Source organism: Rhodohalobacter sp. 614A (assembly GCF_021462415.1).
GTDB lineage: Bacteria > Bacteroidota > Rhodothermia > Balneolales > Balneolaceae > Rhodohalobacter.
Window position 1 is genome coordinate 658,115 of sequence record NZ_JAKEDS010000002.1, and the last position, 17,954, is coordinate 676,068.

Here is a 17,954-nt window from a genome sequence, read left to right on the forward strand (position 1 = left end):
AGAGGACAGAAGCTGCCTTCTCAACATGAGAAGTGATCAGACCCGCCTGCCGGGAGGAGCTATACGTACCGGTGGAGTTGGATTGAGGAAGTAGATTCCTGAACCACTGGAAATGGGTGATATGTTGAATGGATAGCTTTTCATAAGTTCCTGTGATGATAAGAAAAAAATCCATTTAATTTCATCAAAAGTTTTTAATCATTCTTGTTTAATAAAGAATGAATAATTCAAACACTTTTATGGGTTTAGCGGGATATGTTTCAACCCGGTTGATTCAATCAGCCCGAAGACGATGTTCATATTTTGCACCGCTTGTCCGGCCGCTCCTTTTACAAGATTATCAATTGTAGAGATTGTTATAATTCTATGTGTCCGCTCATCATAAGTTGCATGAATATCGCAGTAATTAGAACCGCGAATATTTTTAAGGGATGGCGGAGCATCGAAGACTCTTACAAAATGTTCCTTCTCATAGACAGAATGGAAGAGTTCTTCTACCATTTCCATGTTTACTTCTTTTTTTGGCGTACTGTAAGTCGTGGTCAAAATTCCCCGGTCAATGGGCAGCAAATGTGGAGTAAACAGAATTTCAGTTGAATATCCCGAGTAATTCAGGAGTGTATTTTCGATCTCTGGCGTGTGCCTGTGATTGACCAGCGAATAAGCTGAGAAATTTCCAAAGACATCGGGAAAGTGCAGGCCCTCTTTGGGTTTTGCCCCGGCACCGGTCACACCGGATTTCGAATCCACAACAATAGAAGAAGGATTAACATACCCGTGTTTGATGAGAGGCGCGAGTGCTAAAATCGCAGAAGTTGGATAACATCCGGGATTGGCAATAAGTCTCGCATTTCGAATCTTATCCCGAAACAGTTCCGGCAAACCATAGACAGAATGCTCCATAAATTCCGCAGACACATGCGTTTTTTTATACCACTCCTCGTAAATCCCCTGAGAAGAAAATCGGAAATCACCGGAGAGATCAATCGTAACGAACTCATCAATCCCATGATCTTTTACAAAGTTCATGGAAACTCCATGGGGGAGTGCAAGAAAAACCAAATCCGGCTCAAAATCCGATACGTTTTCAATGGAAATCAGTTCGATATCCACCAAATCCTGGAGATGCGGATAGATATCGGAGATTCGTTTTCCTGAATATGTTTCGCTGGTTACAAACTCAAGGGTAACTTCCGGGTGATGGGCAAGCAATCTGACAAGCTCTGATCCGGTATATCCGGAAGCACCTACAATTCCTACTTTATGCTTGGGCATTCTTTTCTACTTCTTTAATCGATTCTACGAGTACGTCTACAACGGTGTCCAGTTCATCTTTGGTGATGATAAGCGGTGGAACCAGCCGGATCACATTTCCCGAGGCGCAATTAGAGAGCACGCCCCGTTTCATCATTTCTTTCACAACATCCCCACCGGGAAATGCCAATTCAATCCCAACCATCAAACCTTTTCCTCTTACTTCACGGATGGAATTCCAATTGTTGGAGAGATCGTCTAATCTTGTTTTTAAATAATTTCCGCGAACCCTGGCTTTTTCACAGATATCTTCATCCTGAATAGTTTTCAGAGTTTCGAGTGCGGCGGCACAAGCCAATGGGTTTCCACCAAAAGTGGTGCCGTGAGTTCCATGATCGAAAGCCTTGGCGAATTCCTCTTTTGCAACTACAGCACCGATTGGGAAACCCGATCCGAGTGCTTTGGCAAGCGGCATGATATCCGGTTTGATTCCGTAATGTTCAAAAGCAAACATTTTCCCTGTTCTTGCGATGCCGCATTGAACTTCATCAAAAATCAGCGGGATTTCATATTGATTACAAAGTTTTCGGGCTTTTTTTAGATACTCCGCGGATGCTTCAATAATTCCGCCTTCACCCTGAATCGGTTCGATAATGATCGCAACCGTTTCATCATTCACCGCTTCTTCAAGTGCATCGGGATCGTTCATAGGAACCCGTTTGAATCCGGGGGGAATGGGATGAAATCCATCCTGATATTTCTCTTTTCCCATAGCAATGGTACCGAGTGTTCGCCCGTGAAACGAATTTTCCATACTGATGATGGTTCCGGTTTTGCCTTTTTTGTACGAATATCGTCGGGCAAGTTTTATAGATCCTTCAACCGCCTCAGCGCCACTGTTACAAAAGAAAGCGCGATCCAAACCAGAAAGTTTAACCAACATTTCGGCAAGATTACTCTGCGGACCATTGTAATAAAAGTTGGAAACATGGATAAGCTTTTCGGCTTGTTTTTGAATGGCTTTTACAATTCTTGGGTGCGAATGTCCCAAACTGTTTACGGCGATACCGGCAAGCGCATCGATGTATTCATTGTGTTCATCATCCCACACTTTGGAGCCTTTTCCTTTTACCAACGAAATGGGATAGCGGCCATAAAGGTCAAAGTGATATTTTTCCGCTTTTTTTTGGGCCGGTTCTTTTCCAAAAATAGTTTTTACAGTTTTAAAAACTTTCCCGGGAATATTCGTGGGCATGGTAGTATAAAATTGAAATTAATAAGTAGTTATAAAGAGTTGGAAAATCTTAGTTTTTGATTTCAGTTCCAAGCTTCTTGTCTGTCAATAAGATACGTAATAAAGTTTCCTTTTTCGTACCGTTTATTATATGAGATGATTGTACGCCTTTTTCCAGCGCTATCAGGCAAGACTCAATCTTCGGGATCATTCCTCCCTGTATCACAGAACCGAATAAATTTTTGGCTTCCTCAGCAGATAGTTCATGAATAATGGAGGCCGGATCATCAACATCCTCCAATAAACCATCAATGTTTGTGAGGGCGATAAACTTTTCAGCTTTTACAGAACCCGCCATGTGTCCGGCAAACATATCGGCATTTACGTTGTAACTGCTTCCGTCTTCCCCGGATGAGACTGGAGAAAGAACCGGAACATAGCCGGCATCCAAAAGGGTGTGAATGAGCTTGGTGTCAACGGAGTCTACATCTCCAACAAAACCCAGATCGTGTTTCTCTTCAACCTCATCTTTTTTTGTAATGTGAAATCGTTTTTTAGCCCGAACCATAGAAGCATCCCGCCCAGAAATCCCGACTGCCTGAACTCCTTTGGCATTTAGAAGCCCGACCAATTCCTTGTTCACCATTCCGCTGAGAGCCATTTCCACATACCCCATAGCGGTAGCATCGGTCTTTCGATGGCCACCAACGAATTCAGAAATTACACCAACATCGTCCAATAGCTGTTTGATTTCAATTCCGCCTCCATGAACAACCACAACTTTTGCTCCGAGTTGATAGAGAACGGCAATCTGCGAGATAATTTCATTTTTTGTCTCATCATCTGTGAGGGCATTACCACCGGTTTTGATGAGAAATACTTTTTCCTTTAATGATTGAAGAAGGCTTTCATCAACCTCAAAAGAAAGTGATGAAATCAGGTGATTAATGTCAGGTTTATTTGTGGACAATGGTATAGAGTCTTTTAATGCTTACTTGGGATTAAGCCTGTAAAATAAAAGACTTTGGGGAAATGTCTTATGAGAAGTTTGGAAGAATTTTATATAGTTTAGTCATTGAATTATTGCCTTGAGAGATCTGAACTTGAAAACAGATATTTAAGAGTTATTACACTTGAAGATAAGACAACCATTCATAATGCATTCCCTGACAGAAGGTTCCAGCCATGAAAGTTAATTACTATCCTGACACCGATTCGCTCTATATTGACCTTTCTTCAAATCCAAGTGCAAACAGTGAAGAAGTATCAGAAGGTATTGTTATTGATTATGATGCAGACGGAAATATTGTAGGAATCGATATTGATAATGCAAGCAAAAAGATTGATCTGGAAGACTTATCATTTTCTAAAATTCCTTTTAAGAAAAATCCTGTCTCAGATTCAATCACCTGAAGAATCATCGGATGAGTATTTACGCCAGCTTATCAAACTCCGGTTTATGAACTCATCCGATGATGGATTATTTATACCAATGCCAGTCCAATTCGTCCGCGTTCCATATCAATATTGGTAATTTCTACATTGATGATATCGCCGACAGCAACTTCTTCATGAGGATCATCCACACGCTTGTCTTTCGCCATGTTTGAGATGTGAAGGAGTCCGTCCTGTTTCACGCCGATATCCACAAAAGCGCCAAAATCTACTACATTTCGAACCGTCCCTTCCAGCTTCATGCCGGGGGAAAGGTCTTCCATTTTGAGAATATCTGATCTTAATAATGGTTTTGGTAAAGACTCACGCGGATCACGCCCTGGTTTTTGGAGGTTTTCGATGATGAGTTCTAATGTGGGAACGCCAACGCCGATCTGTTCAGCTACCTGTTTTTTGTTGATGTTTGATAAGGACGATTCAATTTTCTTTTGCTCTTTGGTAAGATTTTCAACATCAATTCCGAACAAGTTGCAGAGCTTTTCAGCGGCCTCATAACTCTCCGGGTGAATCGCAGTATTGTCCAGCGGATGTTCTCCTTCGGGGATTCGTAAGAAACCGGCGGCTTGCTGGAACCGAAAATCACCAACACCTGAGATCGTTTTAATCTCTTCACGGTTTTTGAACCGGCCTTTGTTTTCACGGTATTCAATAATTTTCTGTGCCACGCTTTTACTCAATCCGGAAATGTGTGTGAGAAGCTCGGAACTCGCCGTATTCAAATTCACGCCCACATCATTTACACAGCTTTCCACAACGTCATCGAGCTTCTTTGATAAAGCGGTTTGGTTGATATCATGCTGATAAAGTCCCACTCCAATCGATTTCGGATCAATTTTTACCAGCTCGGCAAGGGGATCCTGAACACGTCTCGCGATTGAAATATTTCCCCGCTGGGCAGCATCCAGCTCTGGAAATTCTTCCCGAGCCACTTTGGAAGCAGAATAAACGGACGCGCCCGCCTCGCTGATAATCAGGTAGTTCAGCACTTCATCTTTATTCTTTTCCTTTCTCTCGCGAATCACGTCGACAATGAATTTTTCAGTTTCACGGCTGCCGGTTCCATTTCCGATGGCAATCAAAGTTACACCGTACTTGTCGATATACCTGTTCACTACCTGAGCACTTTCTTCGATTTTTTTCTGAGGAGGTGTGGGGAAAATTGTAGAACCTTCCAGGTACTGACCCGTTTCATTGATAATCGCTACTTTACAGCCGGTTCGGTAAGCCGGATCCACACCCATCACGACCTGGTCTTTAAGCGGTGGCTGCATCAGCAAATTTTTGAGATTGGTGGCAAAGGTTAGAATGGCGTGCTCATCGGCCTGTTCGGTCAGTTCGTTTCGGAGTTCCCGTTCCAGTGATGGAAACAGAAGGCGTTTGTACGCATCTTCCACAGCATCCTGCAGGTAAGGCGTAAAAATGGATAAATCATTGGTAATCACAACATCATCCAGGTTGTCGAGTGTGCGGTCGGTGTTTAACTCCAGGTCCACAAAAAGCACGTTCTCCCGTTCACCCCGATTCAGCGCCAGTGTTTGGTGGGGTTTGATATACTGAACCCGGTTTTTGAATTCATAATAATCTTCAAAATTTGTTCGCTCATTTACAGCAGGATTTTTCTTTGATGTGATCACACCGTGTTTTCTCATAATTGCACGGAGCATATCACGTACATCAACCGATTCGTTAATCCATTCCGCTACAATATCTAACGAGGTATTGAGAGCAGTATCTGCATCGGGAATTTCATGTTCTTCACTGATGTATTCCCGGGCATAATCCAGCGGATTTCCATCTTCAATTTCCTGATCCCAGATGAGCTGTGCCAGCGGTTCAAGACCTTTCTCTTTGGCCATATCTCCACGGGTCTTTCTTTTTTTCTTGTAGGGAAGGTAGAGGTCTTCAAGTGTTTGAAGATCCTTGCATGCTTTAATTTTTTCTTCAAGTTCGGGTGTAAGTTTGTCCTGCTCTTTTATGGATTTCAGAATGGTCTGTTTACGGTCTTCGAGCGTGCGGTGGAATTCAAGCGAGTCGCGAACGGCCCGGAGTTGCTCCTCATCCAAACCACCGGTGGCTTCTTTTCGGTAGCGGGCCAAAAATGGAATGGTAGCTCCCTCATCTAATAAATTGGCTGTAGTTTGCACCTGTTTTTCGGAAAGTGACAGGGCAGAGGAAATATGTTTGATGATTTGTAATTCGGTCATGGTAGTTTAAAACTTCACTTCTAAAAATTTCAATGGAATGGTGGTTCAAAAGGGAGAGAAAATAAACATCTGTTGAGTCAATCTCATCCTGAAAATTTAACGGATAGAGCGATTATTTTTCAGGGAAGGTGAATCATTGAATCTACACAAATCTTATTTATTGATTACTGACCGTGATTTTCTTGTCATAATACGCGAGAAGGTTTACCAAATCTTTTTGAGACTTGTCATCCAGATCATTTTGTTTGATAAATGAATTCAACTCTTTTTTAGAATCGCCACCGATGGTTTTTATAATCTCCTTTGCTCTTAATCGGCCCAGTTTATGCAATTTATTATCCGGTGTCTCCAGAAAATACTCAGTATCGTTTTTATAACGGTTGGTTATTTTTCCTGTGAATGGATCTTGCCTGTTCCCTCTGACAAATTTTACTGTATGAAGAGCAAATAATTTGATGGCCCCGTTTTGGTTGTATAATACCTGAACAGGGATTGTTTCAGCAAAGCCAAACTCTTTGTCCGTAAGTTCTAAGGTGTACACTTCCTGGATGTTTTCAGATGAATCAAAATCATCAGGTAATTCAAAAGAGAACCCTTTTATATTTTCATTTTCAAGAATTAAAATCTGCCCGTCTTTTTTATATAAAATTTGATTCTGCTCAAGGTCGTAATTGATGGGTACAATGTCACTTTGGTTATTTGATTTAAAAAGAAAACGCCCATTTTTAAATTCATCATTCAGAAGCGGGCTGCCAACAACGTCAGTGTTTTTGAAAGTATAAATTCGACTTCCTCCAAGATGAGTCTCCCTTGAAACACCGTATGCAGTTGTTTTTTCCGGGCCTTCCTGTGCTTTCAAGTCAACAGAAAAGATGAATAAAAGAACAAGAGATAATGGAATATGGTATGATTTTCTCATAATAGAATAGTTTTTGTATGACTTGAACTGTAGAAGTCAGAATATGATTTTAAAATGTAATGCTTACACCTGATCATTTTTGAAATTAAGCATATATTAAAATTGCCCGAATGAAAAGGCAAATTAACAAACGAAGTATGGATATATCACTACAAGAACTACAGAGCGCGGCAGTAGAGTTTGCGAAGGCTGGTGGGAAATCAACACTCAACTATTTTAAAAAATCATTTGACCTGGAGTTTAAATCAGACGACACTCCTGTTACAAATGCTGACCGAAATGCGGAAAAAATTATTCGTGAAATGATTCATAAGCATTTCCCTGATCATGGAATTATCGGTGAAGAGTTTGGCAGGGAGAATGAAAACAGCGATGTTGTTTGGGTTTTGGACCCCATTGATGGAACTCAATCCTTCATTCACGGTATTCCTTTCTATACAACGCTCATTGGAATTTTGATCAAAGGTAGACCGGAAGTCGGAATTATTTATGCACCGGCATTGGATGAAATTGCATCCGCAGCAACCGGTTTGGGTTGTACGCTAAATGGTTCCGAAATCCATGTGAGAAAGTGCGATGAACTGAGCAAGGCTACCTTTTTGACAACGGATGTTACGACTTATGGCGAACACGGATTTCAAAAACCGCTGGATTCCCTCTTGGAATCTACACGCATTCACCGAACCTGGGGAGATGCCTATGGACACTTGATGGTTGCTGCCGGCAGAGCCGATATTATGATCGATCCCATTTTAAGCATTTGGGATGCTGCCGCACTTTTACCGATTATCAAAGAAGCAGGAGGTTCTTTTTCTGATGTTCATGGAGAAGAAACGATTGAAACAGGCAATGCTATTTCAACAAATAAAACGTTAGTTAAACAAATTATTCCACTATTTGATGAAGTTTCCTGAAATGAGAAAAATCACACTGTCAACCGCGCTACTTTTTGTTTTCTGTTCTGTCAACCTGCTGTATGCACAGGATTGGGATTATCAAAAATACCCGAAACTGGACATCACTCTACAGCATCTGAATGCTGATATTCATATTGATGAATTTGGTGCCATTGAGGGAGACGTTCTCTACAGGGCATCGGTGAATGTCGATGATCCCGATTCCCTGGTTTTTGATGCGAGCAGACTTAATATTCTTGGCGTATGGGTAAATGACGCCGAAAAACAGTTTAGTGCACAGAATGATCAGCTTGCCATTTATCTTGATGAGGTCTTTGCTCAGCAATCGGTTTTGAACATCCGAATCCAATACGAAGCAAATCCGAAATATGGCGTCCTCAGAGATGTAAACCGAATCACATGGACGTCCCAATTGCCCAAGTCAACACGGCACTGGCTTCCGGTTATTGATCATCCCAGGGCACAGTTTACAACAGAGTTTGTATTTACCCATCCATCCGGAAACACGATGATTGCCAACGGAAGGAGAATGGAATCCGGTGTGGTAAGTGTTGACGAGGAACGAAGCACTTTTCAAACCAGTAGTGAAATTCCGGCAACGGCTTTGGGATGGGCCCTTGGTGAATTTTATGAAAGCGGGTCTGAAAATGTAAACAGGCTTCGCCGGGATGGGAATCAATCACCCATTCAGGTTCATGTTTATTCGGAGACAGAAGTTGATACAGACGCCAATTTAGCAACGGTAGCAACCAACGCCCTTCAAACGGTTCGTAACAGTTTACGCACACCTTATCCATTCCGTGATTTGAACATTGTTATTCTGGATAATGATTTTTGGGAGACCAAAACGTATGCTGCCGGAATCCTTTTTGTGTACCGGGATCGGGGCGATATTGAAAATCAGATCAGGCGGGGAGTTCTAAGCCAATGGATCGGAACATATATCAGGGAAGAACAATGGAATGATGCCGATGCCATTCAGGCCATTCATGCACGGCTTTCAAACCAGTTGTTTGATTTAGAACCTGAAACGAATGACGGCTTCGAACCCTATGATGTTTTCTCTCCATATAGTTTTTCCAAATGGGAAAATTTTATGAACTCAAACGACCTGCCGCGATTTAAAGCCTCACTGGATTCATCGCTCAATACTATTTTCAACGATGGTCATAACATTTTGGGATGGAATGAATTATCAGAAATTATATATAACCGGAGTGGTCAGCCTTTCTTTGAAGGTTTTGAGTTTGAGGATCCGGAGAGCGAAGAAAGCCAACCGATTGTCTACACGGCCGGCATGGACTGGAATGAGACCGATAACACCATTCAAATTAATTTCGAAGCCGTAAATCAAAGTGTGGATGAATTGGTAACCGTTTCCGTAGAGGAAATAACTTTCCAGGGACCTCGGCAGCATGAAGTAACATTTACGGGCGAATCGGAGAGTTCTGTACTCAGTGTTTCTTCCGGAATTGAAAACATGTTGCTAAGTATTGAGGGGCGTGATGACATTGAACTGAATGTTGAAAAACCATTTATGTTTTGGATTTATCAGCTCAGAAATAGTTCTGATCCCCAAGAGCGCCAGGAAGCGGCAAAAGGGTTGGCCGCTTTTACTGATAATCCAGATTTACAACTTGCTCTTGACGATATTCTACGCGTGGAATCCAACCCTGAAGTTTATGCCGAAATTGTTCGCGCGCTCTCTAAATTAACAGCCGGTGCTTCCGGAATGGATCAGCGGTTTCTCGATTACTCATCCAACCAGCAGCATCCGGCGGTTCGAACCGCGGCGGTACAGGCACTTGCTGAATTTCCAAACAATGAGCGTGTCATCAGTCGCCTTCAAACTGTGATTCTACAATCCGAGAATGCTGAGCTTCAACAAGCGGCGATCCGATCCATGGCTGAGGTTACTGATGCCGAGCGATTCAATACCATCGCCGGAAACCTTGTGTCCCGTGAGCCGGTTCTTGAACATGTGCCTTTGATCCTTCAGTTACTCGCAGAAAAAGGTGAGGAAGAATCGGCCGTTGAAATGGCTTCTACATTTATCACGGAACAGTTTCCTTATGAAGTTAGAAACGAAGCGCTGGAAATTGTGTTGGAATATGATCGGTCATCCCGAAATTGGGAAGAGCGATTGTCAGAACTTTTTGCCGATACTCATCCCGGAATCAGATACAGGGCGGCTTCAGCACTTCAGTACGTGAACGGATCAGCCAGAAATTCTTTGGTAGAACAGGTTTTACAGGAAGAGTATGATGAGAGAGTCAGGATACTGCTGGAAAGCTATCAATCAAATTAGGGAAAAGTAATCACAGAAGTACAGATATCATATCAACAAGCTGTACTTCTGTTGATTAAAATAAAATCACTGCCGAATCCATTTTAAAATGTCCTTGAAACCGGCTGTACTACCGTAGCTTAGAATCCCTACTTTGTAGATTCTGGCACTCAGCCACATCGTTCCTACAAATGTGAGAAGCATCAGGAACATCGCTAATCCAATTTGCCAGAACGGGACTTCAGTTATGGCAATTCGCGTAATCATCACAATAGGAGAGAAGAATGGTATCAGCGAACTGATGATGGACAATGTACTGTCGGGACTTCTCCAGGCATGAAACATGATGAAATAAGCCAACATAATCGGGATGGTTACCGGCATCATAAGCTGCTGGGTATCGGTCTCGGAATCTGCGGCAGAACCAATTGCGGCAAACAGAGAACTGTACAGGACGTATCCCAAAATAAAAAAGAGAATAAAATAGACGATTAATGAAGTTTCAATGGTTGGAATATCCAGGAAAGCCGGAACCTCTGCCTGCTCGGCGGCACCCATCGCTTCGCTCATTTGTGTTGATTGATCAGTCATCAGGGAAGCTGCAATCGGGCCGGCAATGGACGACAAACCAAACAGGGCAATAATCCAGATTCCAAATTGTGTGATGGCAAGCGCGCCAACACCCGCCATTTTTCCTGAGAGCAATTCAATCGGTTTTACGGATGAAGTGATGACCTCAACAATTCGGTTGGTTTTCTCTTCAATCACACCCCGCATGATATAGCCACCGTAACCAAAAATGGCAAAGAAGATAACAAAGCCCATGGCCATGCCCACAAACGTGAAAAATGCTGTATCGTCTTCGGTTTCTTCACCCTCGGCGGTTAATCTCCGTGAATCGAGTGCGATGCTTGTTTCAAAAATATTTTTGATGTCTTCGGATACATCTGCCCGTTGCAGGCGTTCTTCACGAATCACTTCGCGCATGTCCGACCGAATGGAATTCAGGAGTTGAATACCGCCGCTTCCGCTGTAGATCAACTCAATGGTTTTATCAGTAGTGATGTTATCTTCATCCAAAATTACATATCCGGTAATCTGCTCTTGCTGTACCAATGATCGCAGAGAATCTTCCGAAACGTTACTAAAATCAGTGTATCGGTCGGCATTCAGGTCTTCGAGCGACTGTACAAGAACTTGCGTATTGTCAATCACACCGATTTCAAAGGTGATATCGCTGTCCCAGATAGAGATAAAAACGCCAATACCAAACATGGCTGCAAATCCCACCGGCACCAAAATGGTAGCCGCAATAAAGCCCTTACTTTTAATGCGGGTCATGTATTCCCGCTTCAATACCAAGAAAACCTGTCGCCAACTCATGATGCTAATTGTTGTTGATTTTTGATGTTATCTTCACCCACGGTAGATATAAAAATTTCGTTAAGAGAAGGTTCAACCAACTGGAATTTGTGAACCTCTGCTTTTTCCATCGCCTTTTTCAGAATATCCTGGTGGTTTAATCCATTCAGAATTCGAATCTCGGCAAAATTCGTTGAACGATTATTGATACGAATATCCTCCAATTCATCTAAAAATGAAGCATCTCCCTGGAATTCAAGAAGAACAGTGTTTTTGCCAAATTCTTTTTTGATTTCTCTCAGATTTCCGGTCAATACAACCTTCCCGTTATTAAACAGGCAGATATCATCGCACATCTGTTCAACCTGTTCCATCCGGTGTGTGGAGAATAGAATGGTTTTATTTTTTTCGCGCAGTTCAATAATAATCTCTTTCAATAATTCGCTATTGATGGGATCGAGGCCGCTGAATGGCTCATCAAAAATATAAATCTCGGGATCATGAACAATCGTAGAGATAAACTGAATTTTCTGGCTCATTCCTTTGGATAGTTCACCAACTACCTTGGAATGCCAGTCAATGGCGCCGAAGCGTTCCAGCCAGTAGCGAATCTGCTTTTTAGCCTCACCGGCACTCAAACCTTTCAATTGGGCCAGGTAGAGAAGCTGTTCCCCGACTTTCATTTTTTTGTAGAGTCCGCGCTCTTCAGGCATATACCCAATCAGTTTTTGAGTATTCGGGCCCACTTTATTTCCTTTGATGGTTATTTCGCCGGCATCCGGTGGAATGATGTAGTTAATCATCCGGATGGTTGTCGTCTTGCCGGCACCGTTCGGGCCGAGAAGTCCGAAAATACGTCCCTGCTTCGCTTCAAAGGAGACATTGTTAACGGCTAACGTTTTACCAAAAGCTTTACTTAGATTTTGTACCTGAATCGTAGTCATTTCAGTTCATTTGTTTAGAAAAAACATAGTTGAATTCTTATGAAAGCAATCAACAAATGAGGTGTAACAATAGGAAGAATCTTCCTTAGATAAAAGCCGGATTGCAGATAGAAAAACAGAATTAAACCGATGAATAAATCATTGGATAATTATTGAATGATAAAACATAAAAAGGGTTTTATATTACTAAAAGATTAAGGCCGTTGCGGATGGCGCGATCTTTTTATTTCTTCTACCAATGATGTTCAGGGTTTGGTTGAGCCCGAAATTTTTAAAATGAAAACATGCATATTGTTCATATTTCTGCAGAGTGTTATCCCATTGCAAAAGCCGGGGGATTAGGGGATGTTGTTGGAGCATTGCCAAAATATTTAAACCAGGCCGGGGAAACGGCAAAGGTTATTTTACCTCACTATTATAACAGCTGGATGGAAAAAGCGGAGACCGAATTGCTTCTCGAAGAACGGGCTCCATTCGGACAAGCTTCTTTCGCATACAGGGTTAGTAAATTGATACAACCGGATTTGGGTTTTGAATTATTCCTGATTGATATTCCCGGCCGATTTGACCGTCCCGGAGTCTATCTTGATCCATGGTCCGGCTATGCGTATTGGGACGAGAAAGAACGTTTTTTCAGTTTTCAAATTGCCGCTCTTGATTGGATCAATCAACAAGAAAATATTCCGGATATTGTTCATTGTCACGATCATCACACAGCGCTGGTTCCTTTCATGATGACCCAGAGTTATCGTTACGAAAAGCTGAAACATGTGCCCACCGTTCTGACCATTCATAATGGCGAGTACCAGGGGCGATATGACATGGATAGTACGGCATTGCTTCCGGATTTTGATCATTACAAAATCGGTCTTCTGGATTGGGATGAAACACTCAATTCACTTGCAGCGGGAATTAAAACAGCCTGGAAAGTAACAACCGTTTCCGAGGGCTATATGGATGAACTTCAGGAATACTGCCATGGACTTGAACATCTTCTTCGGGCTGAAAGTGAAAAAACACTAGGGATTTTGAATGGTATCGATTCAGAAATCTGGGATCCCGCCACAGATAATTATTTGGAAGACCACTACTCTGCTAAAAACTACAAGTCGGGGAAGAAGAAAAATAAAGAGAAGCTTTGTGAACATTTTTCATTAACTCCAGAAAAACCGCTCTTTTCCTTTATCGGCAGACTGGTTCGGGAGAAAGGAGCCGATTTGCTTCCGGATCTCATCAAAAAAAGCCACAGTGAAGGAATTGATGCAAACTTTATTGTTTTGGGAACCGGAGAACCTTCGCTGCATTCCGTTTTTGAGAATCTTCAAAATGAATACACCGGTTATTTCGACTCCCGGTTAGAATACAATGAGGGACTTGCTCATTTAATTTATGCCGGAAGTGATTTTCTTTTGATGCCTTCCCGGGTGGAACCTTGTGGACTGAACCAGCTTTATAGTATGAGGTACGGTACTATTCCCGTAGTTCGGAAAACAGGAGGTTTGGCAGATACGGTAAAAGACGTTCAGGAAGAAGACGGATACGGATTTGTTTTCGGAGAATTTAATCTTCAGGAAGCCTTTGAAGCGGTAGAAAGAGCGGTGGAAATATTTAATAAAAAGCGCTTATTTGATAATAAACGAAGGCATGTAATGAATCTGGATTTTTCGTGGAAAAAAGCCGCACAAAATTACATATCAATGTATAAATCTATGAAGGGATAAGTTATGAGCATGGAAGATAAAACGATCGCTATTATTTTAGGAGGAGGAAGAGGTACACGTCTCGATCCGTTGACACGTCACCGAAGTAAACCTGCGGTTCCAATCGCAGGAAAATACCGGTTGGTAGATATCCCGATTTCAAACTGTTTGAATTCCTGGATCCGTAAAATTTTTGTTCTCACACAGTTTAACTCTGCTTCGCTGAACAGGCATATCAAAAACACGTATAATTTTGATCTTTTTTCTCACGGTTTTGTTGATATTCTTGCGGCTGAGCAGACACCCAAAAGTACCAACTGGTTTCAGGGGACGGCGGATGCTGTACGCCAGTCACTTCATCACTTAGCCAATTACGACTATGATCATGTTCTCGTACTCTCCGGTGATCAGCTTTACCAGATGGATTATCGAAAGCTGCTGGAAGTTCATGATAAAGAAAATGCAGACGTAACCATTGCCACGTTGCCCGTTACGGCAGAAGAAGCCACCGGTTTTGGTATCATGAAAACCAACGAAGACGGATTGATCGAAAGCTTTGTGGAAAAGCCCTCATCTGAGGAATTGGCTAAATGGGCATCTGACACTGCCCCGGAAATGAAAGCAAAGGGCAAGGAATATCTTGCATCCATGGGGATTTATGTATTCAGTAAAGACATTATGCTGCGTCTTTTTGATGAAAATCCAGATGCAACCGATTTCGGAAAAGAGATCATTCCAAAAGCCATTGAGGAAGGAAGTAAAGTTTCGAGCTACTTGTTTAACGGTTATTGGACAGATATCGGAACCATCAGCTCCTTTTTTGATGCAAATCTTGAGCTTTCCAACACGGTGCCAGCTTTCAATCTGTATGACAACGAACAGGTTATTTATACGAGAGCAAGATATTTGCCGGCTTCCAAATTAACCGGCACAAGCCTCGAAAGGGTCCTGATTGCTGAAGGCTGTATCATTGAAGCAAGCCGGATTGAACAATCGGTCATCGGAATTCGAGCCAGGATCGGGAAAGGAACAACGATTGAAAACTCCATCGTGATGGGTAACGATACATTTGCCACACAGGAAGATATAGACCGTCAGTCGGATCGACCAATGATGGGAATCGGCCAGCGCTGCTTTATCAGCCGAGCTATTCTCGATAAAAACGTTCGAATCGGGAATGACGTCAAGATTGTTGGCGGCCCGCATCTTGAAGATGGCGAATATGAAAAACACTCTGTTGTGGATGGAATCGTCATCATCCAAAAAGGAGAGGTCATTCCGGACGGGTACAGTATTTAGGTTGAACAGTGTTCAGTCTGCAATAAACAGTTTGTTTGACAAACACTGTCACTTTTAAAATTTTCTGATAGCTGATAGCTGATAGCTGATAGCTGATAGCTGATAGCTGATAGCTGATAGCTGTAGGATTATTTCTCTGCCTGTACTACATTCCGTTTCAACTCTCACTCAATACAGGTATATGAAAAAGTACACCACGGAGATCAAATGGGGACTGATTTTCACAATTGTAGCTTTGTTGTGGATGATTTTTGAACGACTGATGGGATGGCACGGCGAGAATATTGATCAACATGCTACCATGACAAATCTTTTCGCCATCCCGGCCCTCGTTATTTATGTTTTGGCACTTCTCGACAAACGAAAACGGGATTACAATGGAGTCATGACATGGAGACAAGGCTTTGTTTCCGGATTGATAATCACGCTGGTGGTTGTTATTCTTAGCCCGCCGGCTCAATATCTGACTCACACACTGATTACACCAGATTATTTCCCAAACGTGATTGATTATGCAGTCAGTAGTGGAAATATGAACAGGGAGGAGGCAGAAGCATATTTCTCATTAAATAACTATATGATGCAAAGTGCCATTGGCGCCCTGATTATGGGAGTTGTTACGTCAGCTATTGTTGCGATTTTCACAAGGAAATCTGCCGCTTAAACTTCTCCGGGATAGAGTGAATGGATTGAATCAGATTTCTGAATCGCGTGAAGAATAGAATTAATCTTTGGCTAAGTGGAGTTCTACAGCTTTGTTTTTCTGAGCATCTGAACCTTTTATCAAATCTATAACCTTGTTTTCTACAGAATAATGGGCCAGTGTTCCTCTGCCTTTTTCAGGAACTTCAACAGCATTCCAGAAACCGTACATGTGAACCTTTAGATGCACTCCGGAATTAGGTAATTCAACTTGCGCATTGAGTCCTGAGGTATTGCCCGAGTATGCGCCACTGGTTTCTTCCCCGATAAATGTTCCTCTGTTCATATTGTGAAGAATCGCACTCACGTCCGCTGCGGTAGAAAAGGTGCCTCCGTCAATCAGTACAAAAAGCTGTCCGGTGAATGGTTGGTCAACAGGTTCTTGTATCGTTAGCTCATCATACAATTTGTTGGTGACCAGGTATCCGCCATCACTATTGGGTTCGGTTCCATTTCGTAAATCTTCGTAAGTGTCCGGCTTCCATGTTGTGAATGACGGATCAATAGATATGACCTCAATCCGGTCGAAATAGCGGAACGGTTTGTCCGTAAAACAGGAAATAAGGTGAGCTCCGTAGGCTTCAACGCCGCCGCCATTTCCTCTCAAATCCAGAATAACCATCTCCGCGTTCTTTGATCGGATTTCTTCCATGGCAGAATCAATCTCGGAAATAAAATCTTCACCCAAAAACCATCGGACCTGCAGATGAGCAATATCGTTATTGTGAGAAAAATTCAGGGTTACAATATCTGATTGTCGTCCGGGCAGGGGCGAATGCTGCAGAATTTCGCGATTCACCGGATTTTGGTTCTTGTTATCACTTCGGTCGGATCCTTTCACTCCATCAAGAGTTGCGGTAACTGTTTCCCCATTTTGAGTTTTTGCGGTAATCTCAAACGTTTCAGCCTGCTCAACAAACAGCCAATAATAAGAATCAAAGCCTCGTCCGATCCGGCTGAGTTTACCCGTTTCAATATAACCGTCACCGCTGATCGTTTTCATAATCGTATGGATCACAGAGGAGGCGGAGTGACCGTTTATAGACAGAATTTCCATGCCGGGTTTTATGGTTGTATTTGCCGGCGTTTCATTATAAAGAACCATCAACTTCTCGCCATTTTCTATCGTGACATCCAATGGAAATCGGGATGCATTTGCACGTTTTGTATCGGTTTCTTCATCATATTCCAGTCTCATGTGGCCGTCTCTCACTTCTGTAAGTGCTTCAGATAACAGAGTGATAAACTCTAATTTTGATGCCGGACCTTGTATCTGGTTGTAATAGGATGTCCAATTTTGCTCTAACTCTTCTTTGTCAGTAAATCGATGTAGTCCTCCATGCACTTCCTTTACAGCGTTGATCATGATCGTAAAATCTTCCTGCATTTGGGATTGAGTAAGTACATCTTTTGGCAATGGATTTGCTGAATCCTGTGCAAAAACATAAACATGCACGAGCAGAAGATGGAGGATAAGGAGTAGAGTTTTTAAGAAAGAGGTTTTGAAGAAATGGCTGGGAATGTATTCCGGAATAGTATGTGAAGGAATCACGTTTGTAAATTTGATGGCAATTAATGGTTCCGTTGGGAAGCCTTTCGTTGAACAGACGAATAACAACGAGAACCATTACAGACAATCATTTGGATACTCTAAGGTTTTACGAAGAAGAAAGAGAT

General features: G+C 42.3%; 14 protein-coding genes. 6 read left to right on the forward strand and 8 right to left on the reverse strand.

The genetic code is table 11. From position 1 onward, the window contains the following. Positions 1–237: 237 nt before the first annotated feature. From argC to argB, 3 genes are read right to left on the reverse strand one after another with little or no spacing between them, the layout of a single operon-like run. Positions 238–1,275: an N-acetyl-gamma-glutamyl-phosphate reductase gene (argC, locus tag L0B18_RS11575; protein ID WP_234571938.1), complete on the reverse strand. Its 1,038-nt coding sequence runs from the start codon at positions 1,273–1,275 to the stop codon at positions 238–240. Then, positions 1,262–2,509, reverse strand: coding sequence for an aspartate aminotransferase family protein (locus L0B18_RS11580; RefSeq protein WP_234571939.1), 1,248 nt, complete (start codon positions 2,507–2,509; stop codon positions 1,262–1,264). Before L0B18_RS11580 ends, argC begins: the two co-directional genes overlap by 14 nt. A gap of 49 nt (positions 2,510–2,558) precedes the next feature. Continuing rightward, a complete protein-coding gene (gene argB, locus L0B18_RS11585) occupies positions 2,559–3,458 on the reverse strand; it encodes an acetylglutamate kinase (RefSeq protein ID WP_234571940.1) in 900 nt (299 codons plus the stop codon). A 215-nt stretch (positions 3,459–3,673) separates the two neighbouring features. Here argB and L0B18_RS11590 point away from each other — a divergent pair, with 215 nt between their 5' ends. Continuing rightward, positions 3,674–3,901, forward strand: a complete 228-nt coding sequence (locus tag L0B18_RS11590; RefSeq protein ID WP_234571941.1) for a DUF2283 domain-containing protein — start codon at positions 3,674–3,676, stop codon at positions 3,899–3,901. Between the two features lie 71 nt (positions 3,902–3,972). Here the strand turns inward: L0B18_RS11590 and L0B18_RS11595 are convergent, their stop codons facing one another. Together L0B18_RS11595 and L0B18_RS11600 are read right to left on the reverse strand one after the other, a co-directional pair. After that, a complete protein-coding gene (locus L0B18_RS11595) occupies positions 3,973–6,147 on the reverse strand; it encodes a Tex family protein (RefSeq protein ID WP_234571942.1) in 2,175 nt (724 codons plus the stop codon). 157 nt (positions 6,148–6,304) lie between these two features. Beyond that, positions 6,305–7,066, reverse strand: coding sequence for a hypothetical protein (locus L0B18_RS11600; protein ID WP_234571943.1), 762 nt, complete (start codon positions 7,064–7,066; stop codon positions 6,305–6,307). A gap of 137 nt (positions 7,067–7,203) precedes the next feature. Between L0B18_RS11600 and hisN the strand changes: the two genes are divergently transcribed. Together hisN and L0B18_RS11610 are read left to right on the forward strand one after the other, a co-directional pair. After that, positions 7,204–7,980 (forward strand): histidinol-phosphatase, encoded by a 777-nt coding sequence (gene hisN / locus L0B18_RS11605; RefSeq protein WP_234571944.1) that lies wholly within the window; start codon positions 7,204–7,206, stop codon positions 7,978–7,980. Further along, positions 7,967–10,291: a hypothetical protein gene (locus L0B18_RS11610; RefSeq protein ID WP_234571945.1), complete on the forward strand. Its 2,325-nt coding sequence runs from the start codon at positions 7,967–7,969 to the stop codon at positions 10,289–10,291. Before hisN ends, L0B18_RS11610 begins: the two co-directional genes overlap by 14 nt. Before the next feature lie 66 nt (positions 10,292–10,357). Here the strand turns inward: L0B18_RS11610 and L0B18_RS11615 are convergent, their stop codons facing one another. Both L0B18_RS11615 and L0B18_RS11620 read right to left on the reverse strand, forming a co-directional pair. Then, on the reverse strand, positions 10,358–11,653 hold the full coding sequence (locus tag L0B18_RS11615) for an ABC transporter permease (protein WP_234571946.1): 1,296 nt from the start codon (positions 11,651–11,653) through the stop codon (positions 10,358–10,360). Continuing rightward, on the reverse strand, positions 11,650–12,576 hold the full coding sequence (locus tag L0B18_RS11620) for an ABC transporter ATP-binding protein (RefSeq protein WP_234571947.1): 927 nt from the start codon (positions 12,574–12,576) through the stop codon (positions 11,650–11,652). Before L0B18_RS11620 ends, L0B18_RS11615 begins: the two co-directional genes overlap by 4 nt. A gap of 284 nt (positions 12,577–12,860) precedes the next feature. Here L0B18_RS11620 and L0B18_RS11625 point away from each other — a divergent pair, with 284 nt between their 5' ends. The 3 genes from L0B18_RS11625 to L0B18_RS11635 all read left to right on the forward strand — a co-directional run bounded on the left by L0B18_RS11625 (position 12,861) and on the right by L0B18_RS11635 (position 16,239). Further along, the gene (locus L0B18_RS11625) at positions 12,861–14,297 is read left to right on the forward strand and encodes a glycogen synthase (RefSeq protein WP_234571948.1); all 1,437 of its coding nucleotides are present in this window, start codon (positions 12,861–12,863) and stop codon (positions 14,295–14,297) included. A 9-nt stretch (positions 14,298–14,306) separates the two neighbouring features. Further along, positions 14,307–15,575: a glucose-1-phosphate adenylyltransferase gene (locus L0B18_RS11630; RefSeq protein WP_234571949.1), complete on the forward strand. Its 1,269-nt coding sequence runs from the start codon at positions 14,307–14,309 to the stop codon at positions 15,573–15,575. 181 nt (positions 15,576–15,756) lie between these two features. Next, positions 15,757–16,239, forward strand: a complete 483-nt coding sequence (locus L0B18_RS11635; protein ID WP_234571950.1) for a DUF4199 domain-containing protein — start codon at positions 15,757–15,759, stop codon at positions 16,237–16,239. Positions 16,240–16,299: 60 nt separating this feature from the next. On the opposite strand, the gene L0B18_RS19870 is transcribed toward L0B18_RS11635, so the two are convergent. After that, complete coding sequence (locus L0B18_RS19870; RefSeq protein WP_234571951.1) at positions 16,300–17,829, reverse strand: S41 family peptidase; 1,530 nt, start codon at positions 17,827–17,829, stop codon at positions 16,300–16,302. Positions 17,830–17,954 lie beyond the last annotated feature (125 nt).

What these genes read in the sequence shown, in the direction of transcription:
- L0B18_RS11635 (WP_234571950.1), top strand. Translation starts at nt 15,757, where the DNA reads ATGAAAAAGTACACCACGGAGATCAAATGGGGACTGATTTTCACAATT.
- L0B18_RS11600 (WP_234571943.1), bottom strand. Translation starts at nt 7,066, where the DNA reads ATGAGAAAATCATACCATATTCCATTATCTCTTGTTCTTTTATTCATC.
- L0B18_RS11595 (WP_234571942.1), bottom strand. Translation starts at nt 6,147, where the DNA reads ATGACCGAATTACAAATCATCAAACATATTTCCTCTGCCCTGTCACTT.
- L0B18_RS11620 (WP_234571947.1), bottom strand. Translation starts at nt 12,576, where the DNA reads ATGACTACGATTCAGGTACAAAATCTAAGTAAAGCTTTTGGTAAAACG.
- L0B18_RS11580 (WP_234571939.1), bottom strand. Translation starts at nt 2,509, where the DNA reads ATGCCCACGAATATTCCCGGGAAAGTTTTTAAAACTGTAAAAACTATT.
- L0B18_RS11615 (WP_234571946.1), bottom strand. Translation starts at nt 11,653, where the DNA reads ATGAGTTGGCGACAGGTTTTCTTGGTATTGAAGCGGGAATACATGACC.
- L0B18_RS11630 (WP_234571949.1), top strand. Translation starts at nt 14,307, where the DNA reads ATGGAAGATAAAACGATCGCTATTATTTTAGGAGGAGGAAGAGGTACA.
- L0B18_RS11625 (WP_234571948.1), top strand. Translation starts at nt 12,861, where the DNA reads ATGCATATTGTTCATATTTCTGCAGAGTGTTATCCCATTGCAAAAGCC.
- hisN (WP_234571944.1), top strand. Translation starts at nt 7,204, where the DNA reads ATGGATATATCACTACAAGAACTACAGAGCGCGGCAGTAGAGTTTGCG.
- L0B18_RS11590 (WP_234571941.1), top strand. Translation starts at nt 3,674, where the DNA reads ATGAAAGTTAATTACTATCCTGACACCGATTCGCTCTATATTGACCTT.
- argC (WP_234571938.1), bottom strand. Translation starts at nt 1,275, where the DNA reads ATGCCCAAGCATAAAGTAGGAATTGTAGGTGCTTCCGGATATACCGGA.
- L0B18_RS11610 (WP_234571945.1), top strand. Translation starts at nt 7,967, where the DNA reads ATGAAGTTTCCTGAAATGAGAAAAATCACACTGTCAACCGCGCTACTT.